Source organism: Arenimonas alkanexedens, assembly GCF_054781355.1.
In genome coordinates this window covers 105388-124342 of the sequence record NZ_BAAGUO010000002.1, presented here as the reverse complement: position 1 = coordinate 124342, position 18955 = coordinate 105388, and the positions used below count along the sequence as shown (strand labels likewise).

The 18955-nt window shown below is 68.0% G+C and carries 18 protein-coding genes and 1 riboswitch; of the genes, 2 read left to right on the top strand and 16 right to left on the bottom strand.

Annotated features, from left to right (window positions below; translation table 11 throughout):
* Genes ACYVGY_RS05095 through ACYVGY_RS05085 form a run of 3 tightly spaced genes read right to left on the bottom strand, consistent with a single transcriptional unit; the run spans position 1 to position 2012 of the window.
* A complete protein-coding gene (locus tag ACYVGY_RS05095) occupies positions 1-771 on the bottom strand; it encodes an HvfC family RiPP maturation protein (RefSeq protein WP_460456386.1) in 771 nt (256 codons plus the stop codon).
* Positions 758-1615 carry an HvfB family MNIO-type RiPP peptide maturase gene (locus ACYVGY_RS05090; RefSeq protein WP_460456385.1) on the bottom strand — a complete coding sequence of 286 codons (858 nt, stop codon included), beginning with the start codon at positions 1613-1615 and terminating at the stop codon, positions 758-760. Before ACYVGY_RS05090 ends, ACYVGY_RS05095 begins: the two co-directional genes overlap by 14 nt.
* Before the next feature lie 7 nt (positions 1616-1622).
* On the bottom strand, positions 1623-2012 hold the full coding sequence (locus ACYVGY_RS05085; protein ID WP_460456384.1) for an HvfA family oxazolone/thioamide-modified RiPP metallophore: 390 nt from the start codon (positions 2010-2012) through the stop codon (positions 1623-1625).
* Positions 2013-2213: 201 nt separating this feature from the next.
* On the opposite strand from ACYVGY_RS05085, the gene chrA reads away from it, so the two are divergent.
* The gene (gene chrA, locus ACYVGY_RS05080) at positions 2214-3386 is read left to right on the top strand and encodes a chromate efflux transporter (protein ID WP_460456383.1); all 1173 of its coding nucleotides are present in this window, start codon (positions 2214-2216) and stop codon (positions 3384-3386) included.
* A gap of 45 nt (positions 3387-3431) precedes the next feature.
* On the opposite strand, the gene ACYVGY_RS05075 is transcribed toward chrA, so the two are convergent.
* The 8 genes from ACYVGY_RS05075 to pstS form a co-directional block, all read right to left on the bottom strand.
* A complete protein-coding gene (locus tag ACYVGY_RS05075; RefSeq protein ID WP_460456945.1) occupies positions 3432-4226 on the bottom strand; it encodes an alpha/beta hydrolase in 795 nt (264 codons plus the stop codon).
* Positions 4227-4239: 13 nt separating this feature from the next.
* Positions 4240-7161 (bottom strand): aminomethyl-transferring glycine dehydrogenase, encoded by a 2922-nt coding sequence (gene gcvP, locus ACYVGY_RS05070; RefSeq protein ID WP_460456382.1) that lies wholly within the window; start codon positions 7159-7161, stop codon positions 4240-4242.
* A gap of 44 nt (positions 7162-7205) precedes the next feature.
* Positions 7206-7297, bottom strand: a riboswitch (glycine riboswitch).
* A gap of 138 nt (positions 7298-7435) precedes the next feature.
* Positions 7436-8362 (bottom strand): YihY/virulence factor BrkB family protein, encoded by a 927-nt coding sequence (locus tag ACYVGY_RS05065; protein ID WP_460456381.1) that lies wholly within the window; start codon positions 8360-8362, stop codon positions 7436-7438.
* A 34-nt stretch (positions 8363-8396) separates the two neighbouring features.
* Positions 8397-9086 (bottom strand): phosphate signaling complex protein PhoU, encoded by a 690-nt coding sequence (gene phoU, locus ACYVGY_RS05060; RefSeq protein WP_460456380.1) that lies wholly within the window; start codon positions 9084-9086, stop codon positions 8397-8399.
* Between the two features lie 15 nt (positions 9087-9101).
* The gene (gene pstB, locus ACYVGY_RS05055) at positions 9102-9917 is read right to left on the bottom strand and encodes a phosphate ABC transporter ATP-binding protein PstB (RefSeq protein WP_460456379.1); all 816 of its coding nucleotides are present in this window, start codon (positions 9915-9917) and stop codon (positions 9102-9104) included.
* Positions 9910-10773 (bottom strand): phosphate ABC transporter permease PstA, encoded by an 864-nt coding sequence (gene pstA / locus ACYVGY_RS05050; RefSeq protein WP_460456378.1) that lies wholly within the window; start codon positions 10771-10773, stop codon positions 9910-9912. Before pstA ends, pstB begins: the two co-directional genes overlap by 8 nt.
* Entirely contained in the window at positions 10773-11744 is a 972-nt protein-coding gene (pstC, locus tag ACYVGY_RS05045) for a phosphate ABC transporter permease subunit PstC (RefSeq protein WP_460456377.1), read from the bottom strand. The genes pstA and pstC overlap by 1 nt, the downstream gene beginning before the upstream one ends.
* Positions 11745-11832: 88 nt before the next feature.
* The gene (gene pstS, locus ACYVGY_RS05040; protein ID WP_460456376.1) at positions 11833-12849 is read right to left on the bottom strand and encodes a phosphate ABC transporter substrate-binding protein PstS; all 1017 of its coding nucleotides are present in this window, start codon (positions 12847-12849) and stop codon (positions 11833-11835) included.
* A gap of 287 nt (positions 12850-13136) precedes the next feature.
* Here pstS and ACYVGY_RS05035 point away from each other — a divergent pair, with 287 nt between their 5' ends.
* Complete coding sequence (locus ACYVGY_RS05035) at positions 13137-14450, top strand: OprO/OprP family phosphate-selective porin (RefSeq protein WP_460456375.1); 1314 nt, start codon at positions 13137-13139, stop codon at positions 14448-14450.
* A gap of 7 nt (positions 14451-14457) precedes the next feature.
* Here the strand turns inward: ACYVGY_RS05035 and nth are convergent, their stop codons facing one another.
* Genes nth through rsxC form a run of 5 tightly spaced genes read right to left on the bottom strand, consistent with a single transcriptional unit; the run spans position 14458 to position 18944 of the window.
* Positions 14458-15096: an endonuclease III gene (gene nth / locus ACYVGY_RS05030; protein ID WP_460456374.1), complete on the bottom strand. Its 639-nt coding sequence runs from the start codon at positions 15094-15096 to the stop codon at positions 14458-14460.
* Entirely contained in the window at positions 15093-15731 is a 639-nt protein-coding gene (locus tag ACYVGY_RS05025) for an electron transport complex subunit E (protein WP_460456373.1), read from the bottom strand. The genes nth and ACYVGY_RS05025 overlap by 4 nt, the downstream gene beginning before the upstream one ends.
* Positions 15728-16399, bottom strand: coding sequence for an electron transport complex subunit RsxG (gene rsxG / locus ACYVGY_RS05020; RefSeq protein WP_460456372.1), 672 nt, complete (start codon positions 16397-16399; stop codon positions 15728-15730). Before rsxG ends, ACYVGY_RS05025 begins: the two co-directional genes overlap by 4 nt.
* Positions 16396-17442 carry an RnfABCDGE type electron transport complex subunit D gene (locus tag ACYVGY_RS05015; RefSeq protein WP_460456371.1) on the bottom strand — a complete coding sequence of 349 codons (1047 nt, stop codon included), beginning with the start codon at positions 17440-17442 and terminating at the stop codon, positions 16396-16398. Before ACYVGY_RS05015 ends, rsxG begins: the two co-directional genes overlap by 4 nt.
* Positions 17439-18944 (bottom strand): electron transport complex subunit RsxC, encoded by a 1506-nt coding sequence (gene rsxC / locus ACYVGY_RS05010; protein ID WP_460456370.1) that lies wholly within the window; start codon positions 18942-18944, stop codon positions 17439-17441. The genes ACYVGY_RS05015 and rsxC overlap by 4 nt, the downstream gene beginning before the upstream one ends.
* Positions 18945-18955 lie beyond the last annotated feature (11 nt).

Genomic DNA, 18955 nt, shown 5'->3' with positions numbered 1-18955 from the left:
TCAGGCCGGCGGCGGCGCATCCGTGGCCATCAGCACGATGCCGGCGTCGCGAAACTGCTCCAGCATGGCCTGGCCTTGCGCCAGGAAGGCCACGAGATCGGTAGTGCAGGCTTCGGCCGCCAGCGCCTGCAGTTGTTCGCGACCGCTGAGCGCGGGCTCGTCGGCCAGACGCTGCAGTAGGCGGAAGCTCAGCGCGGTGAGCTCGTTGAAGCGCACGCGATGGTCGGCGTCGCGCTGCACGAGCAGGAAGGTGGGCTGCGGCGGCGGTTCGACCGGCTGGTGCGCGGCTGAAATCCGGTGCACCGGCCACGCGTAGGCCAGCGGCCAGGCCAGGGGCGACAGCAGCGGACGGCGCGCGAGAATGTCTCGGCTTGGGTCGTGCGGGGGCAGCGGGGCGTCGCTCAGGTCCAGCGCCAGTTCGACCCATTCGTAGTGCGCGAGTTCGAGCAGCCACGGCGGGTCGCCCGGACGGGTGCCGCGGGCCTGGAGGTACTGCAGGAATTCCCGCGGCAGCTCGGGGAACAAGGGCGTCGCGCAGCGATGGTCGCGGTAGAAGTCGCGCACCAGCGCATGCCAGCGTTCACCGTCGAGCAGCCGGCGGATGACGGGGAAATTTCCGGCCAGCAGTCCTTCCAGGCTGCTGTAGAACAGCTCGCGGTAGACCTGCAGGCGGCGATCATCAAGGCCCGGGGGTGGCGCGGCGTGCTCTGGATCCCGGATATGCGAGGCCAGTGCGAACTGTTGCCGACGCAGCGCCTCAGGCGCGGACATGGCGTGCCTCGGCGGGCGCGTACCGATTCAATACCTCGCGCACGGTGGCCACTTCCGCCACCAGTTCGGCATAGGGCGGGAAGTTGAAGTCGCGCTCCAGCAGGGCGGGGCGCGGGCCGAAGGTGGCGCAGGCGGCATCGAGCAATTCCCACACGCCCGGCTTCACTGCAGCGCCGTGGGTGTCCACCTTCAGGTCGTCGGCTTCGTCGTAGTGGCCGGCGACGTGGTAGTAAGCGATGCGTTCGCCGGGCAGGCGACGCAGGAAATCGTGGGCGTCATAGCGGTGGTTCACGGCGTTGACGAAGATGTTGTTCACGTCCAGCAACAGGTCGCAGTCGGCCTCGGCCAGTACCGCGTTGATGAAGTCGATCTCCGGCATCGCCTGGTAGGGCGCGGCGTAGTAGGAGATGTTCTCGACCGCGATGCGGCGCCCCAGGGTTTCCTGCACATGACGAATGCGCCCGGCAACGTGGTGCACGGCCTCGTCGGTGAAGGGGATCGGCATCAGGTCGTAGAGCTGGCCGTCGTCGCTGCAGTAGGACAGGTGCTCGCTGTACATCGGCACCCGGTGTTCGTCGAGGAAGCGGCGAAGCTTGAGCAGATAGGTCTCGTCGAAGGGTTCGACCGCGCCCAGCGACAGCGAAAGGCCGTGACAGACCAGCGGGTGCCTGGTGCTGAGCTCGCGCAGGCCTTCGCCGAAACGGCCGCCTACGCCGATCCAGTTATCCGGCGCACATTCAAGGAAATCAAAATCTCCCGGCGCTGCGGCCCGCAGCGGACCCATCAGGGCCCGCCGCAGGCCGAGGCCGGCGGCCACCGGCGCGAGGCGGGGGGTGGCCGTCATCGTGCTCTCAGGCCTGGCCGCCGCACTTGCCTTCGCCTTCGGCCTTGTCTTCGCCCTCGGCCTTGTCCGCGCCGCACTGGCCTTCGCCACACTTGCCCTCACCGCACTTGCCTTCGCCCTCGGCCTTGTCCTCGCCTTCGGCCATGTCGGCGCCGCACTGGCCTTCGCCGCACTTGCCTTCTTCTGCGGCCTTGTCCTCGCCCTCGGCTTCGGTCTCGGCATCGCCGCACTTGCCTTCACCACATTTGCCCTCGGCATGATCGCCGTGGTCGCTGGCGGCCAGCGCGTAGCCCTGGCTGAGTGGACTCATGGCGAAGGCGGAGTTGGCGAGCGCCATGCTGCCCAGCACCAGGGCGCCGGCGACGATCACAACGGACTTGGAGGATTTGTTCGACATGAGCTAGCTCTCTCTGCGGACATGCGGCCGTAGCCGCGGGTTGGACCAGTCTTTCAGGTATTGGCGGCCGAGTGAATCAGCGGGGCGCCTTCTTTCGGATTATTCAGTTGGGGTTTATGTTTTAGCCGCCGTAGCGAGGTCCCGGAGCCTGAGTAAGACCTGGTTCCGATACAGGTATGGCGACGACTAGACTGCCAGGCGATGCGAGTCCAGATATTCACCATCTTCTTACGCCTCGGCCTCACCTCCTTCGGCGGCCCTATCGCGCACCTCGGGTATTTCCGCGAGGAATTCGTCGTCCGCCGGCGCTGGCTGGCGGAGGCCGAATTCGCGCAGCTGCTGGCGATCTGCCAGGCCTTGCCCGGGCCGGCCAGCAGCCAGCTGGGGTTTGCGGTGGGGCTGCTGAAGGGCGGCTGGGTTGGCGGGCTGCTGGCCTTCCTCGGCTTCACCCTGCCGTCGGCGCTGCTGATGTTTGCACTGGCGATGCTGGCGCCGCGGCTGGGCGGTGACCTGGCCGTTGTGGCACTGCATGGCCTGAAGCTGGTCGCTGTGGTGGTGGTGGCGCATGGCTTGATCGGCATGGCGCGGAGCCTGTTGCCCGATGCGTCGCGCGCACTGCTGGCGGCGCTGGCGCTGGCCGTGATGTTGGCCGGCGGTCCCGCGTGGCGGCAGCTGGCGGTGATCGCGGGCGGCGGGCTGCTGGGGCTGTGGTTGTGCCGTGGCGTGCCCGCGCTGCCGGCGGCGGGCCTCGCGGCGGGGCATGGTCGCGGGACGGCCTGGACCCTGCTCGTCCTGTTTCTGCTGGGCCTGCTGGCCGCGGTCCTGCTCAGCGGCGGCTCGGCTTCGCTGACGACGCTGGCCGCGGCGTTCTACGAAGCCGGTGCGCTGGTGTTCGGCGGCGGCCACGTCGTGCTGCCATTGCTTGAACAGTCCACCGTGGCGACCGGCTGGCTCGACGACGACACCTTCCTCGCCGGCTATGGCGCGGCGCAGGCGCTGCCTGGGCCGATGTTCGCGCTGTCGGCCTATCTTGGCGCCCTGGTGCCCACCGGGGCGGCGCCGGCGCTGGGTGCCGGTGTCGCGCTACTGGCGATGTTCCTGCCGGGGCTGCTGCTGGTGGCGGCGCTGTTGCCGATTTGGGGGGGTCTGGCGGCGCGGACCTGGGCGCCGCCCGTCATCGCCGGCATCAACGCCGCGGTCGTGGGCCTGTTGGCGGCGGCCTTGTTCGGGACGGTGCTGCCCGCCGGCGTGCGTGGTCCCGTCGATGCCTTGATCGCGGTAATCGCGCTGACGGTGCTGCTGTTCGCGCGCGTGAATGTGCTGTGGGTGGTGGCTGGGGTGGTGGCGGCTAGCGTGGGGCTGGCGCCGGCGTGAAACGGGCGGCGGTTCGGGACTGAAGTCCCTCCCGCAGGCTGCGTATCAGCGTCGGAGGAAACCGATGATCGCCTGGGCCGGGGCGTCGCCGGCGAGTGCGTCGTCATGACCCGCCTCGGCCACGCCAAAGACCTGCGGCGGGCGCGGCAGGGCGGCGATCAGGCGGTCGGTATGCTCGGGCGGCACGATCCGGTCCTGTCCGGCGCGAACCACCAGCACCGGACCTTTGAAGGTCGCAAGATGGCGATCGGATTCGTAGCGGTCCTGGATCAGCCAGTAGGCCGGCAGCCACGGATAGTGGCTCTGCGCCACGGCCACGAGGCTGTCGAAGGGCGTTACCAGCACCAGTTGATCCACCGGCCGTTGGCCGGCGAGATAGCTGGCCACGCCGCTGCCCAGGCTACGGCCCATCACCGCGATGCGGCCGTTCCGGTGCTGCGCTTGGGCATGATCGAACAGCGCCAGCGCATCGTCGAACAGCATCGCTTCCTCGGGTACGCCGTCGCTGGCACCAAAGCCCCGGTAGGCCAGCAGATAGATGGTGCGGTCCGGGAACCATGCCTCCAGCCGCGCGCCGAACCCCTGGATGGCCTCGGCGTTGCCACCGAAGTAAACCAGGGCATCGCCGCGACCGGGATTGAGCACCCAACCGCGCAGCACCACCTCACCCCGATCGAGCTGGAAGTTGGTGTGGATGGCGTCCAGCCGCGTGCCCTGCGGCAGGTACACCAGCGCGCGCTGCTGCGAGTACATCAGCGCACAGGCGCCGGCGTAAGCCAGCAGCGCCAGCGCCAGTAATCCGAACAGGATTCGTCGTGCCGGGCGTGCGCTGCTGGCCATGGTCACCGGGCCCTCAGGCCTCGGCCTCATCCTTGTACGCGTCTACCGGAATACAGGCGCACATGATGTTCTTGTCGCCATAGACGTTGTCCACGCGCGCCACCGGCGGCCAGTACTTCACCTGCTTGAGAGAAGGCAGCGGGAACGCCGCCAGCTCGCGGGGATAAGCGTGGGTCCATTCGCTGGCCGAAACCGCGGTGGCGGTATGCGGTGCGTTCTTGAGCGGATTGTCCTCGCGGTCGAGCTTGCCTTCCTCGACCGCGCGGATCTCATCGCGAATCTGGATCATGGCGTCAATGAAGCGATCGAGTTCGTGCTGCGATTCACTTTCCGTCGGCTCCACCATCAGCGTGCCCGAGACCGGGAAGCTGAGCGTGGGCGCGTGGAAGCCGAAGTCGATCAGACGCTTGGCCACGTCCTCGGCACCGATGCCGGTGGCGTCCTTGAGCGGACGCAGGTCGAGGATGCATTCGTGCGCGACCAGGCCATTTCGGCCGGTGTAGAGCGTCTTGTAGTGCGGAGCCAGGCGAGTGGCGATGTAGTTCGCGTTGAGCAGCGCGACCTGGGTCGCACGGCGCAGGCCCTCGGCGCCCATCATCACCACGTACATCCAGCTGATCGGCAGGATCGAGGCCGAGCCATAGGTCGCGCCCGAGACCATGCCGACGTCGCCGGCCCCCACGCCTTGCGTGCGCAGGCTCTGGTCGCTGAGTGCGCGCGGAAGGAACGGCGCCAGGTGTGCCTTGACCGCGCACGGGCCAACGCCGGGACCGCCGCCGCCGTGCGGGATGCAGAAGGTCTTGTGCAGGTTCAGGTGCGAGACGTCCGAGCCCCACTTGCCGGGCTTGGCGACGCCGACGAGGGCGTTCATGTTGGCGCCGTCGGTATACACCTGGCCGCCGTGCGAATGGATGATCTCGCAGATCTCGACGATGTCTTCTTCGAACACGCCGTGGGTGGACGGGTAGGTCACCATCAGCGCGGCCAGGCGGTCGCTGTACTTCTCGGCGGCACGGCGCAGGTCGTCCACGTCCACGTTGCCATTGGCGTCGGTCTTGGTGACCACTACGGTCATACCGCACATCTGCGCGCTGGCGGGGTTGGTGCCGTGGGCCGAGTCCGGGATCAGGCAGATATCGCGATGCGCTTCGCCGCGGCTGCGGTGGTAGGCGCGGATCGCGAGCAGGCCGGCGTACTCGCCCTGGGCGCCGGAGTTCGGCTGCAGGCTCACGGCGTCGTAGCCGGTGCACTCGACCAGCATGGCCTCGAGTTCGGTGATCAGCTGGCGGTAGCCTTCGGTTTGCGCCTGCGGCGCCAGCGGGTGGATGTTGCCGAACTCGGGCCAGGTCACCGGAACCATCTCGGCGGTGGCGTTGAGCTTCATGGTGCAGCTGCCCAGCGGGATCATGGTGCGATCCATGGCCAGGTCCTTGTCCGACAGCTGGCGCATGTAGCGCAGCAGCTCGTGTTCGCTGTGGTGGGTGTTGAACACCGGATGGGTCATGAAGGCGCTGGTGCGGCGCAGTTCGGCCGGGATCAGGTCGGCGGCGGTGGCGTCGAGCGCCTCCACCGAGGGCAGCTTGGCCTGGTCGGAACCAGCGAACACGCGCCACAGCGTGGCGATGTCTTCGCGCGTGGTGGTTTCGTCCAGCGAAATGCAGATCGAGCCATTGCCGCGCAGGCGCAGGTTCACGCGGTGGGCCTGGGCGCGCGCGATCAGGGCGGCGGCGTCGGTGGCCGGCTCGATGCACAGGGTGTCGAACCCGGTGTCGTGCACGACGCCATGGCCCAGTTCGCGCAGGCCGGCCGCCAGGATTGCGGTGAGGCGATGGGTGCGGCGGGCAATGCGGGTCAGGCCTTCCGGGCCATGGTAAACGGCGTACATGGAGGCCATCACCGCCAGCAGCACCTGCGCGGTGCAGATGTTGGACGTGGCCTTCTCGCGGCGGATGTGCTGCTCGCGCGTCTGCAGCGTCAGGCGGTAGGCCGGCTGGCCCTGGGCATCAATCGAAACGCCGATCAGGCGACCGGGCATCGAGCGCTTGAACGCGTCCTTGCATGCCATGAACGCGGCGTGCGGGCCACCGAAGCCGAACGGCACGCCGAAGCGCTGGGTGTTGCCGACCACGATGTCGGCACCCATCTCGCCCGGCGACTTGATCAGGGTGAGCGCCAGCAGGTCGGTGACAACGACGAAGAGCGCGTTGTGGCCGTGGATGACCTCGGCGTCGCCGCTCCAGTCGGCGATCCAGCCGCTGGATGCCGGGTACTGCACCAGCACGCCGAAGTAGTCGCCCGCTGACAGCGCGGCGTGGAAGGCGTCGGTGCTGCCGGCCACGCTCACGGTGATGCCCAGCGGCTCGGCGCGGGTGTTGAGCACTTCGAGCGTCTGCGGATGGGTGTCGCCCGACACCAGGAAGACGTTGGACTTGGACTTGGCCGAGCGCTTGGCCAGCGTCATGGCTTCGGCGCAGGCGGTGGACTCGTCGAGCAGGGACGCGTTGGCGATCTCCATGCCGGTGAGGTCGGCGCACATGGTCTGGAAGTTGATCAGCGCTTCCATGCGGCCCTGGGAGATTTCCGCCTGGTAGGGCGTGTAGGCCGTGTACCAAGCCGGGTTCTCGAGGATGTTGCGAAGGATGACGTGCGGCGTGTGGGTGCCGTAGTAGCCCTGGCCGATGAAGCTGCGGAACACCTGATTCTTGTCGGCGATCTTCCTGATCTTGGCGATGGCCTCGACCTCGGTGATCGGCGCGGGCAGCGCGAGGGGGCCGGGCGACTTGATGCTGGCCGGCACGATGGCGTCGGTCATGGCATCGAGGCTGGGCTGTCCCACCACGCGCAGCATCTGCGCGATCTCGGCGTCGTTCGGGCCGATGTGGCGTTCCAGGAAGGCGTCGTGGTGCTCGAGCTGGCTCAGGCTTTCGCGGGTCATGGCAGGTCCGGACCTAAAGGAGAGGGCCACGCGGGATACGCGCGGAATGCCCCTCTGTCCTTTTGCCTGAGAGTTTTGGGCGGTGGCCCATGCCCCTTCGGCGCCGGTTGGTTCCGGTCTCTCCAGAGTTGCTCGCGCGGTACGGTTCCGGGTCCTGAGCGATTACGGGCGTTACGCCTTCGGCGGTGGCTGTCGCCACCCTCTCCCGCACCACGCATTGAGCGCCGCCATTCTAACCCCGCGGCGCGTGAAATTGGGGGGAGGCCGGGCCGGGCTAGCCGGGTTCGGCGCGGGGCCCCGCACCGCGGGCCCGGAGCCGCTCGTCCAGTACCGCCGTGATCAGCGCGCCCACGAAGAACACCAGCGCGGCGTAGTACATCCAGACCAGCAAAAGCACCAGGGTGCCGAAAGAGCCATAGGCGCTACCGGGAGCCGCCTGGGCCAGGTAGAGGCCGATGGCCCATCGCCCGGCCACGAACAGCGCCGCGGTGATGACGCCGCCGAGCAGCGCGCGGCGCCAGCGCACCCGGCGGTCGGGCAGGTAGTGGTACAGCAAGGTGAAAACCAGCGCGTACATCAGGGCCGTCACCGCGTTCGCCAGTATCGGCAGCAGCGACGGCAGGCTGGCCAACGCTACCTGCAGCACTGTCGCCAGCAGCATCGAAACCAGCAGCAGAAAGCCCAGGGCGAACACGACCCCGAAGGAAAAAATCCGCTTGCGCAGCCAGACCGTCACGCCCCCGCCCAGTTGGTGGGCGTCGGTCTGGAAGATTCTGTTGAGCGTCGCCTGCAGCCGGGCGAACACAGCGGTGGCACCTACGAACAGCAGCAGCGTGCTCCACCAGCCCGCCAGCGAGCCGATATCCGGCCGCGACTCGGCATTGGCCACCACGGTGCGGGCCACTTCACGCGCGCTTTCGCCACCCATCACGCCGATCTGCTCCATCAGGGCCGACTGCGCCGAGGGATAGAGGGACGCCGTCAGCCAAAGCACCAGCACCAGCAGGGGCGCCAGCGACAGCATCGTGTAGAAGGACAGCGACGCGGCATGGGTGAGCAGGTCGATCTCGACGAATCGCCTGGCCGCCTCCGCCGGAAGACTGTCTTCCAGTCGCGCCAGAATCGCCCGCGAGCGCCGCCGAACGGCGCGCCAGAGCGGCTCAGGGGCGCTGCGGCCAGGGTTGGGAGAGGGCTTCGCCATGGCCGTCATTATGTCGAGCTTGGCGGTCCCTTGCTTACTGGGCGGTGGTGTCGCGCTTCTCGCGCTCGCCTTGCGGGTGTTCGCCATGGACCAGGAACCAGGTGTTCTCGGCGATGTTGGTGGCGTGATCGCCGATCCGCTCGATGTTCTTGGCCATGAACAGCAGATGGGTGCAGGCCGTGATCTGGCGGGGATCCTCGGCCATGTAGGTCAGCAGTTCGCGGAACAGGCCGGTGTACTCGACGTCCAGCTCGGCATCGCGGGCGCGCACGGTCAATGCGCGGTCGGCGTCGCGGGCCGTGTAGGCCGACAGAGCCTCGCGGACCAGGTCGTTGGCCAGCCTCGCCAAGGCCGGCAAGCCGCGGCCGGCCGGGACCGGCGCGGTCTGGTTGAGCACGGCGCTGCGTTTGGCGACGTTGGCGGCGTAGTCACCGATGCGCTCGATGTCGGCCGAGATGCGCAACGCGGCGTATACCTCGCGCAGATCTCGCGCCATCGGCTGGCGCAGCGCCAGCAGGCGCAGCACGTCGTGGCTGACCTCGTGCTCAAGCGCGTCGATGGCCTCGTCGTTGGCCACCACGCGCATCGCGGCCTGGCTGTCGCGGCGCTTGAATACGTCCACCGCGGCATCCAACTGGGCGATGGCGAGCTCGCCCATGTGTTTGATCTCGCCATCCAGGCGCTTGAGCTCGCTGTCGTAGCTCTTGACGATATGGTCGTTCATGGCGGTGTCCTGTCCTTAGCCGAAACGGCCGGTGATGTAGTCTTCGGTCTGCTGCTTGGTGGGCTTGGTGAAGATGTCCGAGGTGACGCCGTGCTCGATCAGCTCACCCAGGTACATGAAGGCGGTGAAGTCCGAACAGCGCGCCGCCTGCTGCATGTTGTGGGTGACGATCAGAAGGGTGAACTGCTGCTTGAGTTCGGAGATCAGCTGCTCGATTTTTCCGGTGGCGATCGGATCCAGCGCCGAGGTCGGTTCGTCGAACAAGATCACCTCGGGCTTCAGCGCCACCGCGCGGGCGATGCACAGCCGCTGCTGCTGGCCACCTGACAGGCCCAGCGCGTTCTGCTTTAGCTTGTCCTTCACTTCATCCCACAGCGCCGCCTGGCGCAGGGCTTCTTCCACGCGAATGGCCATGTCCGGCTTCGACAGCTTCTCGTAGTGGCCGATGCCGTACGCGATGTTGTCGTAGATGGACATCGGGAACGGCACCGGCTTCTGGAACACCATGCCGACCTTGCTGCGAAGCTTGTTCAGCGGGTACCGGGCGTCGAGGATGTTCTCGCCTTCCAGCATCACTTCGCCACTGGCCCTCTGGCCCGGGTAGATCGAGTAGATGCGGTTGAAGACGCGGAGCAGGGTGGACTTGCCGCAGCCCGAGGGGCCAATCAGCGCGGTGACGCGCTTTTCAGGCACCACCAGGTTGATGTCGCGCAGCGCCGCGAAGTCGCCGTAGTGGAAGGCAAGATTGCGGGCTTCGAGTTTGGCCGCGCGCGGCGCCAGCTCGTCGGCGACCTTCACGGCCGTGTTGAAGGCGATCGAAACGTCAGTCATGGCTCATCTTCTTGCGCAGCAGGAAATAGCGGGCGGTGATGCTGACCAGCAGCACGAACACCGTAATCAGGAAGGCGCCGGCCCAGGCCAGCTGGTTCCAGTACTCGAAGGGGCTTAGCGCGAACTGGAAGATGGTGACGGGCAGGTTGGCCACTGCGCCGGTCATGTCGGTGCTCCAGTACTGGTTGTTGAAGGCGGTGAACAGCAGCGGGGCGGTTTCGCCGCTGATGCGCGCCAGCGCCAGCAAGATGCCGGTGACGATGCCCGGCGCGGCGGCGCGGTACAAGATCTGGGTAGTGACCTTCCACTGCGGTATGCCCAGTGAAAGCGCGGCCTCGCGCATCTGGATGGGCACCAGGCGCAGCATCTCGTCGGTGGTGCGCACCACGACCGGCAGCACGATGAAAGCCAGGGCGATGGCGCCGGCGAAGCCGGAGAATCCGCCCGTGGTTCGCACCACCACGGTGTAGACGAACAGGCCCAACACGATCGACGGCGCCGACAGCAGGATGTCGTTGACGAATCGAATCACTTCACCCAGCTTGCGATGGTTGACGTACTCGGCCAGGTAGGTGCCCGCGGCCACGCCGATGGGTGCGCCCAGCAGTACCGCCAGTCCGCTGATCAGCAGGCTGCCGGCGATCGCGTTGAGCAGGCCACCGGTGGCCTGGCCCGGAGGCGGCGTCATTTCGGTGAACAGCTGCAGGCTCATCGCGTCGACGCCCTTGCTGAAGGTGGTCCACAGGATCCAGACCAGCCAGAACAGTCCGAACAGCGCGGCCAGTCCGGACAGCACCAGGGAAAGGCCGTTGACGATGCGGCGACGCAGGAACATACGGTCGGCGACGATGCCCATCAGTTGCCCTCCCTTTTCTTGAGCTGCATGAGCATCAGCTTGGCGAGGGTGAGGACGATGAAGGTGACCGCGAACAGCAGGAAGCCCAGCGCAAGCAGCGCCGACTGGTACATCGAGGTGGTGGCCTCGGCGAATTCGTTGGCGATCGACGCGGCGATCGAGTTGCCCGGCTCCAGCAGCGAGGCCGATATGCGGTGCGCGTTGCCCAGCACGAAGGTGACGGCCATGGTCTCGCCCAGCGCGCGGCCCATGCCCAGGAAGATGCCGCCGATGACCGCCGAGCGGGTGTAGGGCAGTACGACGTCCCAGACCACCTCGGTGGTGGTGGAGCCGAGCGCGTAGGCCGACTCCTTCAGTCGGGTCGGTACGGTCAGGAACACTTCGCGCATCACCGAGGAAATGAAGGGAATGACCATGATCGCCAGCACGATGCCGGCGGTGAGCATGCCGATGCCCAGCGGGGGACCCGAGAACAGCAGGCCCAGAACGGGCAGCGGGCCGATGTTTTCGTCCAGCCAGGGGTAGACGTGGTTTCCCAGGATCGGCGCGAGTACGAACAGACCCCACATGCCGTAGATGATCGAGGGGATGCCCGCCAACAGTTCGATGGCGGCCCCGAGCGGCTGCCGGATCCAGGCCGGCGCGACCTCGGTGAGAAACAGGGCAATGCCGAAGCTCACCGGCACGGCGATGATCATCGCGATGGTGGTGGTGACCAGGGTGCCGTAGATCGCCACCAGCGCGCCGTACTGCTCGGTTACCGGGTTCCATTCGGTGGAGACCAGGAAGCCCCAGCCGAACTCGCCGAAGGCCTCGCGGCCGCCCCAGTACATCGAGAGCGCCGCCAGCGCCAGCGTGGTCAGGACGAACCAGCCGGCGACGGCGACGATGTTCCGGAAAATCCAGTCACCGGCGCCGTCCAGGAAGCGCGAGGGCGGGGAGGGTGTGGCGGGGACGGTGGCAACGGTCATTCGCGGCGTTCTCGTAGGTGGGGCGCGGCGGCTTTCGTTAGAAGAACGCGCGCGCCGGTTTCGGCGCGCGCGTCCTGGCGCGGCGGGATTAGTTCAGCGAGCTGGCCCAGTAGGCCTTGATCTGTTCGACCAGCGGGGCCGGCAGCGGCACGTAGCCGAGGTCGGTGGCCTGCTGGGCGCCGTTGGCATAGGCCCATGCGAAGAACTCGCGTGCATGCCGGTTGTTCTCGACGTTCTTGGGCTTCGTCGACAGCAGCGCGAAGTTGGTGGCAGTGATCGGCCAGGCCTGCTCACCCGGGGCGTTGGTCACGACCAGGTAGAAGTCTTTGGACGTGGCCCACTCGGCGCTCGCCGCGGCGGCCTGAATCGACGCGTCGGACGGGGTGATGAAGTTCCCGGCGGCGTTCTGCAGCTGGCCGTAGGAGACCTTGTTGGTGAGTGCGTAGGACAGCTCGATATAGCCGATCGCGCCCTTGATCTGCTTGACGTAGGCGGTCACGCCTTCGTTACCCTTGCCACCAACGCCGACCGGCCAGCGCACCGAAGTGCCTTCGCCGACTTGCGTCTGCCAGGTCGGGCTGACCTTGGACAGGTAGTTGACGAAGTTGAAGGTGGTGCCGGAACCATCCGAGCGATGCACGACGGTGATGCGCTGGTCGGGCAGCACCAGGCCGGGGTTGACGGCGGCGATGGTCGGGTCATTCCAGCGGCTGACCTTGCCCAGGTAGATGTCGGCCAACAGCGGGCCGGTGAAGCGGATCTGGCCCGGCTGCACGCCGACCACGTTGACCACCGGGACGATGCCGCCCATCACCAGCGGAAACTGGACGAGATTCGATGCGGCCAGGTCTTCCGGCTTCAGCGGGGCGTCGGAGGAGCCGAAGTCCACCGTGCCGGCTTTCATCTGGGCGATGCCGCCACCGGAGCCGATGGACTGATAATTGATGCGGTGGCCGGTGGCCTGGTTGTAGTCGGCGGACCACTTGGACATCACCGGGAACACGAAGGTCGCGCCGGCACCCGTGATGTCGGCGGCTTGGGCCGTGGTGGAGAGGCCGGCGGCGAGGGCCAGGGTGGCCAGGCTGCGCTTGAGATTCATGATCACGAAGGAAACTCCTCGGAAGGGAAAGGGCGACGTCGGAGGGGGTCCCCCGATGGCGGCCATTACAGGTCGCTTGGGTGACAAGCCTGTTGCTCGAACGTGACAGCCGTATGACAGTGGGTGTCTGATCGCGATCAAGACCGTCACCGGACTGTCATGGAAACAACCAGGAGCCGTCACATAGGGGGTGCAGCCTGTGCAGGCTCGAACGCCCCGTCACGGTTCGGCACAGAGGCCGTAGAACACGGCGCTGTACCCGGACAGCACCCTACCTACCAGGAGTTACCGTCATGCGTCTGACCACCTTGGCCGCCGCCGTCGCCCTCGCGATCACTGGCCTCAGCACCGACACCGCTTTCGCCCAATCCACCAGCCCGGCGAGTGCCGAGGAAATCAACGCACTCCGCTCCCAGGTCGTCGCGTTGATGGCGCGCATCGATGATCTGGAGGCCCGTGACGATGCCCAGAGCGGTATCAATCTCGACACCGCCGAAGCGCTCAAGACCCAGCTGGCGACGCAGCCCAAGGTCGAGACCAAGGGCGGCCTGAAGGTCACCTCGGCCGACGGCAATTTTTCGATGAGCGTCGGCGGGCGTCTGCACTTCGACGGCTACGCCTACGACCGGGATCTGGCGGCCACCACCGGTACCACCGAGTTTCGCCGCGCCCGCCTCACCCTCGGCGGCAGCGCCTGGGGCTGGGACTACAAGATGGAGCAGGACTTCGCCGCCGGTAGCAATCTCGACGGCCTGCGTGATCTCTATATCGCCAGGCAGTTTGGCTTGGGCAAGCTGACCATCGGTCACTTCAAGCCTTACCGTTCCATGGAAGAGCTGACCAGCTCGAACGAGATCCTGATGATGGAGCGCCCCTTCGCCTCCGCCACCGGCCTGTTCGGCGGCCGCCAGTTCCAGCAGGGCGTGGGCTACCAGGTCGCCGGCAGCAACTACTCGATCGGCGGCACGGTGTTCAACCTGCGCGGCGCGGCCAGCCCGCGCAACGAGGGCATGGGCGTCTCCGGTCGCGCTACCTGGGCGCCGATCATGAGCGGTACGCAGACGCTGCACCTCGGCGGCTGGGTCAGCCATGAGAATGCCAACGCCGGTTCGGCCAACCTCTCGGCCTCGGCCAACTATGCCGGCCGCCGCGGCCCCTCGCAGGCGATCGCCAGCACCTCCGGCGCCAGCGGTGACCAGGTTGACGCTTACGGCCTCGAGCTGGCCGGCCAGTTTGGCCCGCTGTTCTTCCAGTCCGAGTACGCCAACGCCAGCTTCGGCCAGCCGTTCGGCCCGGACCAGGACGTCGAGACCTACTACGTGCAGGGCAGCTGGATGCTCAACGGCGGCCAGAAGGTCTACAAGGCCGGCAGCGGCGTCTTCGGTTCGCCCAAGGTCGGCGCCGATGGGCTGTGGGAACTGACGGCGCGCTTCGACCATATCGAGAACCAGGACCTGGTCAATCGCGAGGCCGAGTCGATGATCCTGGGCCTGAACTACTACATCAACTCCAACCTGCGGGTGATGTTCAACTACACCCAGGGCGACAACGAAATCACCGGCGACGAAACCGCGCAGTACGCGATCCGGACCCAGTTCAACTTCTGATCCGGGCTCAGGCCGGGGTCTTGTCGCGATAGCGGCACAGGTCCCGGATCACGCACTGGGGGCAGTCAGGCTTGCGCGCCTTGCAGACATAGCGCCCATGCAGGATCAGCCAGTGGTGGGCGTCAAGGCGGTATTCGGCCGGTACCGCCTTGACCAGCTTGTCCTCCACCGCCCGCACGGTCTTGCCGGGCGCCAGGCCGGTGCGGTTGGCAACGCGGAAAATGTGGGTGTCCACGGCGATGGTGGGTTCGCCAAAGGCTGTGTTCAGCACCACGTTTGCGGTCTTGCGGCCGACGCCGGGCAGGGCCTCGAGCGATTCCCGGTCGCGCGGCACTTCGCCGCCATGGCGTTCCACCAGCATCCGGCAGGCGGCGATGACGTTGGCGGCCTTGGCGTTGAACAGGCCAATGGTCGCGATGTATTTCTTCAGGCCTTCTTCGCCCAGGGCCAGGATTGTCGCGGGCGTATTGGCGACTGGGAACAGCTTGCGCGTGGCCTTGTTGACGCCGACATCCGTGGCCTGTGCCGACAGCGTCACCGCCACCAGCAGTTCGAACGGCGTCGAGTATTCCAGTTCGGTCGTGGGCTTGGGGTTGAGCTCTTTCAGGCGCCCGAACAGCTCGTGGCGCTGGTCTGCCTTCATCATTGCGCGCGCTCCGCACGGCGCAGGCGCCAGCCCTGCCGGATCGCGATCAGCGTCGCCAGCACGATGAAGGCGCCGATGGGCAGCACCGCCAGCAGGAAACCCGGGTAGCCGGGCGCGGCCAGCTCCAGCCCCGGCAGCCCCAGCAGGCGGCCCGCGTCCGCGAACAGGCTGCCTTTGCCTACCAGCTCGCGTATCGCGCCGATCGCCAGCAGCACCCACAGGAAACCCAGGCCGACGGCGAAGCCATCCAGCGCCGCCAGACCCGGCGAGTTGCGCGAGGCGAAGGCTTCGGCGCGGCCCATCAGCGCGCAGTTGGTCACGATCAAGGGGATGAACAGGCCCAGCACCGCGTGCAGTTCGGGCAACCAGGCGCGCATGGCGAGTTCGATCGAGGTCACCACCGCGGCGATGATCATCACGAAGGCGGGGATGCGCACATCGCGTCGCGTCAGCCGACGCACGCTGGCGACCGCGGCATTGGTGACGGTAAGCGCCAGCACCGTCGCCAGGCCCAGGCCCAGGGCATTGACTGCGTTGTTGGATACCGCCAGCAGCGGGCACAGGCCCAGCAGCTGGACCAGGCCGGTGTTGCCGCTGGACAGGCCGTACTCGAGGATGGCGCGGGGCGTGGTCATCTTGCGCGCGGGGCGTCGGGAGCCGTTGTGATGCGCAGTGTATCGCCGGTGGCCGCAGCGCGGATCTCGTCGCCGTGGCGGCGCACGAACTCCAGCGCGCGATGCACGGCGCGCACCACCGCGCGCGGCGTCACCGTGGCGCCGGCGAACTGGTCGAAATCCCCGCCGTCCTTCCGTACCGCCCAGCCTTCCGCCGGTGGATCGTCCAACGCGCGACCGCGGAAGCGGGTAATCCAGTCGCTGCGCGCAGCCTCGATGTCGTCGCCCAGGCCGGGGGTTTCCTGATGTGCGATGGCGCGCACGCCCAGCACCACGCCGTCGCGGTCGACCGCCAGCAGCAGTCGGATCGGCCCACCGTAGCCATCCGGGGCCACCACTTCGAACACCAGCGCGCTCGGCTCGCCGGCGAGGCGGGCCCGGTAAATGGTGGTGGTCTCGCTGCCCAGCCAGGCGCCGGCCTGCACCTGCAGCGTGTCGGCCAGCAGGTCGTTGTCGTGTCGTTCGGCCGGCAATACCACTTCAAGCGCCTGCATCTGCGCCCGATGCTCAGCGGCCTGGATACGGTCGCGGGTCAGATAGTAGGTGCCCGCCAGCAGCGCAGTGGCCAACAGCGCGGCCAGGCCCAGCTGAAGGCCGGCGCGGAACGATTCCAGGGGCGCATCGCTCATGACGCCTTGCCCTCGCCGAAGATGCGCGGCCGGGAATAGCGATCCAGCCAGGGCGCGGCGCAGTTCATCAGCAGCACCGCGAAGGCAACGCCATCCGGGAAGCCGCCCCAACGGCGTATCACCAGGGTCAGCAGCGCCACTCCGGCGCCGAACAGCAGGCGGCCGCGCGGCGTGGTGCAGCCGCTGACCGGGTCGGTGGCAATGAAGAACGCCGCCAGCACCAGCGCACCCGAGAACACGTGCTGCAGCGGGAACGGATGCAGGTCCGGATCGTAGAGCCAGAACGGCAGCGTCAGCAGCACGACCGTGCCCAGCGTCGCCGCCGGCACCTGCCAGGGAATCACCCGCTTCCACAGCAGGAACAGTCCGCCCAGTCCGTAGAAGTTCGCGACCCACTCCCAGCCACGGCCGCCAAAATCGCCAAATAGCGGGTCGGCGCGAATCTCGGCCAGGGTGGCGCCTTCGCTGGCCAGCGTGCGCATCGAGTCCAGTGGTGTCGCCCGGGCCAACATGTCCCATTGCCAGGGCGCCGGCAGTTCGCCGGTGAGGATGGCGCGCAGTGTGTCGGCCAGGCCCGGCAGCGCCAGTGCCGGATCCAGCCCGGCCGGCGGCAGCCACTGGGTGAACGCGCGCGGGAAGCACAGCAGCACCACCGCCACCGCCACCATCGCGGGGTTGAACAGGTTGTGGCCGAGCCCGCCGTACAAATGCTTGGCGAAAACAATCGCCGCGACCATGCCGATAGCCGCTACCCACCAGGGCGCCAGCGAGGGCATGGACAGCGCGAACAGCACCGCCGTCAGCGGCGCACTCAGGTCGCCCAGGAAGGGCTGCAGCGGGCGCTTGCGCAGCGTGAGCATCGCCGCTTCGAAGGCCAGCGCGAAGCCAACCGCCAGCAGGATCTGCACCAGCACGCCCGGGCCGAAGAACCAGACATGGGCCACGGTGCCCGGTACCAGCGCCAGCAGCACCAGGCCCATCACCTCGCGCACGCTTCGGCGCGGGGGCAGGTGCGGCGCCGCAGCGGTTTCAAACGTCTTCATGCTTCGGCGTCTCCGTCGGCCTGGCCGGCCCGGCGCGCGCGGGCCCGCGCCAGCGCGGCGGCCACGGCATCGGCGCTGCTGACGTCGGCGCGGCGTTCGGCGAGGCGCTGGTCGCGCTCGGTGGCCTCCCGCTGCAGGCGCTGGAGCCGGGATTCGTGGCGCTGGCGCGCGGCGTCGGCACGGACAAGGTCGGCGGCTTGGCTGCGCAGCTGCGCCTTGCCGTAGCGGAAGTGCGCGGTCAGCGGAATATGGCTGGGGCAGGCGAGGTCACAGCAGCCGCATTCGATACAGTCAAACAGGCCCTGGTCCTGCGCGGCGGGCAGCTGGTCGGCGCGCACCTGCCACAGCAGTTGCTGCGGCAGCAGGCGGGCCGGGCAGGCGCTGGCGCAATCGCCGCAGCGGATGCACGGCATCTCGTCACCGCTGGCGCGCACGTCGGCATCGCCCAGCACCAGCACGCAATTGTCAGGTTTGCCGATCGGGAATTGGTCGTGCGGCAGCGCCATGCCCATCATCGGGCCGCCCAACAGCAGGCGCTGCGCGGCGGCGGTGTAGCCGCCGGCCTCGGCCACCAAGTGTTCGATCGGCGTGCCCAGGGGAACGATGAAGTTGCCGGGCCGCGCCACGCCCGGCCCGGTGACGGTGACGATGCGATCAATCAGCGGTTCGCCCAGCGCCACCGCACGCCAGGCCGCGCGCGCCGTGCCGACGTTGTGCACGATCACGCCGATGTCGCGCGGCAGCCCGCCGCGCGGCACCTCGCGGCCGGTCAGCACGCGGATCAGCTGGCGTTCGCCGCCCGCCGGGTAACGCGTCGGCACCGACACCACCTCCACCTGCCCGTCGCCGTGCGCCAGGCTGGCGGCGCGAGCCGCGGTCAGCGCTTCGGGCATGCTGTCTTCGATCGCCAGCAGCACCTGGGTCGCACTGACGATGCGGGCGATCACCCGCCCGCCGCGGACCACCTCATCGGCGTGCTCGCGCAGCAGGGCGTCGTCGCAGGCGATCCAGGGCTCGCATTCGGCGCCGTTGAGCACCAGCAGCTCACGTGGCACCGACAGCTTTTCCGCGGTCGGGAAGCCGGCGCCGCCCAGTCCCACCAGCCCGGCGGCACGGATGCGTTCGCGCAGGGTGTCGGGTGCGGAAAGCACCGGGTCCAGCGCCGGCCAGGGCGCAGCCTGGGCCTGGCCTTCGGGCCGCAGGATGAGGTGTGGACCCTGGCGGCCCGGCAGAGCGTCCGGCTCGCCTGGCGTGATGCTGACGATGTGGCCGGCCAGCGGCGCGTGCAGGTGGGCGCTGAACTCCCCGTCGGCGCGCGCCAGTAGCTGGCCACGGGCCACCTGTTCGCCCGGCGCCACGCAGGGCAGGGCCGGCAGGCCGGCGTGCTGCTGCAGGCTCAGGCGAAGTTCGGGCGGCGCTGCGATGGCCTGCAAACCGCCCGCCAGGGACTCGGCCTTGCGGCCGGCCAGCGCCAGGCCGCCGGGGAAGGTATGCAGGCGCACGGCCAAGAGGC

What these genes read in the sequence shown, in the direction of transcription:
- ACYVGY_RS05095 (WP_460456386.1), bottom strand. Translation starts at nt 771, where the DNA reads ATGTCCGCGCCTGAGGCGCTGCGTCGGCAACAGTTCGCACTGGCCTCG.
- ACYVGY_RS05090 (WP_460456385.1), bottom strand. Translation starts at nt 1,615, where the DNA reads ATGACGGCCACCCCCCGCCTCGCGCCGGTGGCCGCCGGCCTCGGCCTG.
- ACYVGY_RS05085 (WP_460456384.1), bottom strand. Translation starts at nt 2,012, where the DNA reads ATGTCGAACAAATCCTCCAAGTCCGTTGTGATCGTCGCCGGCGCCCTG.
- chrA (WP_460456383.1), top strand. Translation starts at nt 2,214, where the DNA reads ATGCGAGTCCAGATATTCACCATCTTCTTACGCCTCGGCCTCACCTCC.
- ACYVGY_RS05075 (WP_460456945.1), bottom strand. Translation starts at nt 4,226, where the DNA reads ATGGCCAGCAGCGCACGCCCGGCACGACGAATCCTGTTCGGATTACTG.
- gcvP (WP_460456382.1), bottom strand. Translation starts at nt 7,161, where the DNA reads ATGACCCGCGAAAGCCTGAGCCAGCTCGAGCACCACGACGCCTTCCTG.
- ACYVGY_RS05065 (WP_460456381.1), bottom strand. Translation starts at nt 8,362, where the DNA reads ATGGCGAAGCCCTCTCCCAACCCTGGCCGCAGCGCCCCTGAGCCGCTC.
- phoU (WP_460456380.1), bottom strand. Translation starts at nt 9,086, where the DNA reads ATGAACGACCATATCGTCAAGAGCTACGACAGCGAGCTCAAGCGCCTG.
- pstB (WP_460456379.1), bottom strand. Translation starts at nt 9,917, where the DNA reads ATGACTGACGTTTCGATCGCCTTCAACACGGCCGTGAAGGTCGCCGAC.
- pstA (WP_460456378.1), bottom strand. Translation starts at nt 10,773, where the DNA reads ATGGGCATCGTCGCCGACCGTATGTTCCTGCGTCGCCGCATCGTCAAC.
- pstC (WP_460456377.1), bottom strand. Translation starts at nt 11,744, where the DNA reads ATGACCGTTGCCACCGTCCCCGCCACACCCTCCCCGCCCTCGCGCTTC.
- ACYVGY_RS05035 (WP_460456375.1), top strand. Translation starts at nt 13,137, where the DNA reads ATGCGTCTGACCACCTTGGCCGCCGCCGTCGCCCTCGCGATCACTGGC.
- nth (WP_460456374.1), bottom strand. Translation starts at nt 15,096, where the DNA reads ATGATGAAGGCAGACCAGCGCCACGAGCTGTTCGGGCGCCTGAAAGAG.
- ACYVGY_RS05025 (WP_460456373.1), bottom strand. Translation starts at nt 15,731, where the DNA reads ATGACCACGCCCCGCGCCATCCTCGAGTACGGCCTGTCCAGCGGCAAC.
- rsxG (WP_460456372.1), bottom strand. Translation starts at nt 16,399, where the DNA reads ATGAGCGATGCGCCCCTGGAATCGTTCCGCGCCGGCCTTCAGCTGGGC.
- ACYVGY_RS05015 (WP_460456371.1), bottom strand. Translation starts at nt 17,442, where the DNA reads ATGAAGACGTTTGAAACCGCTGCGGCGCCGCACCTGCCCCCGCGCCGA.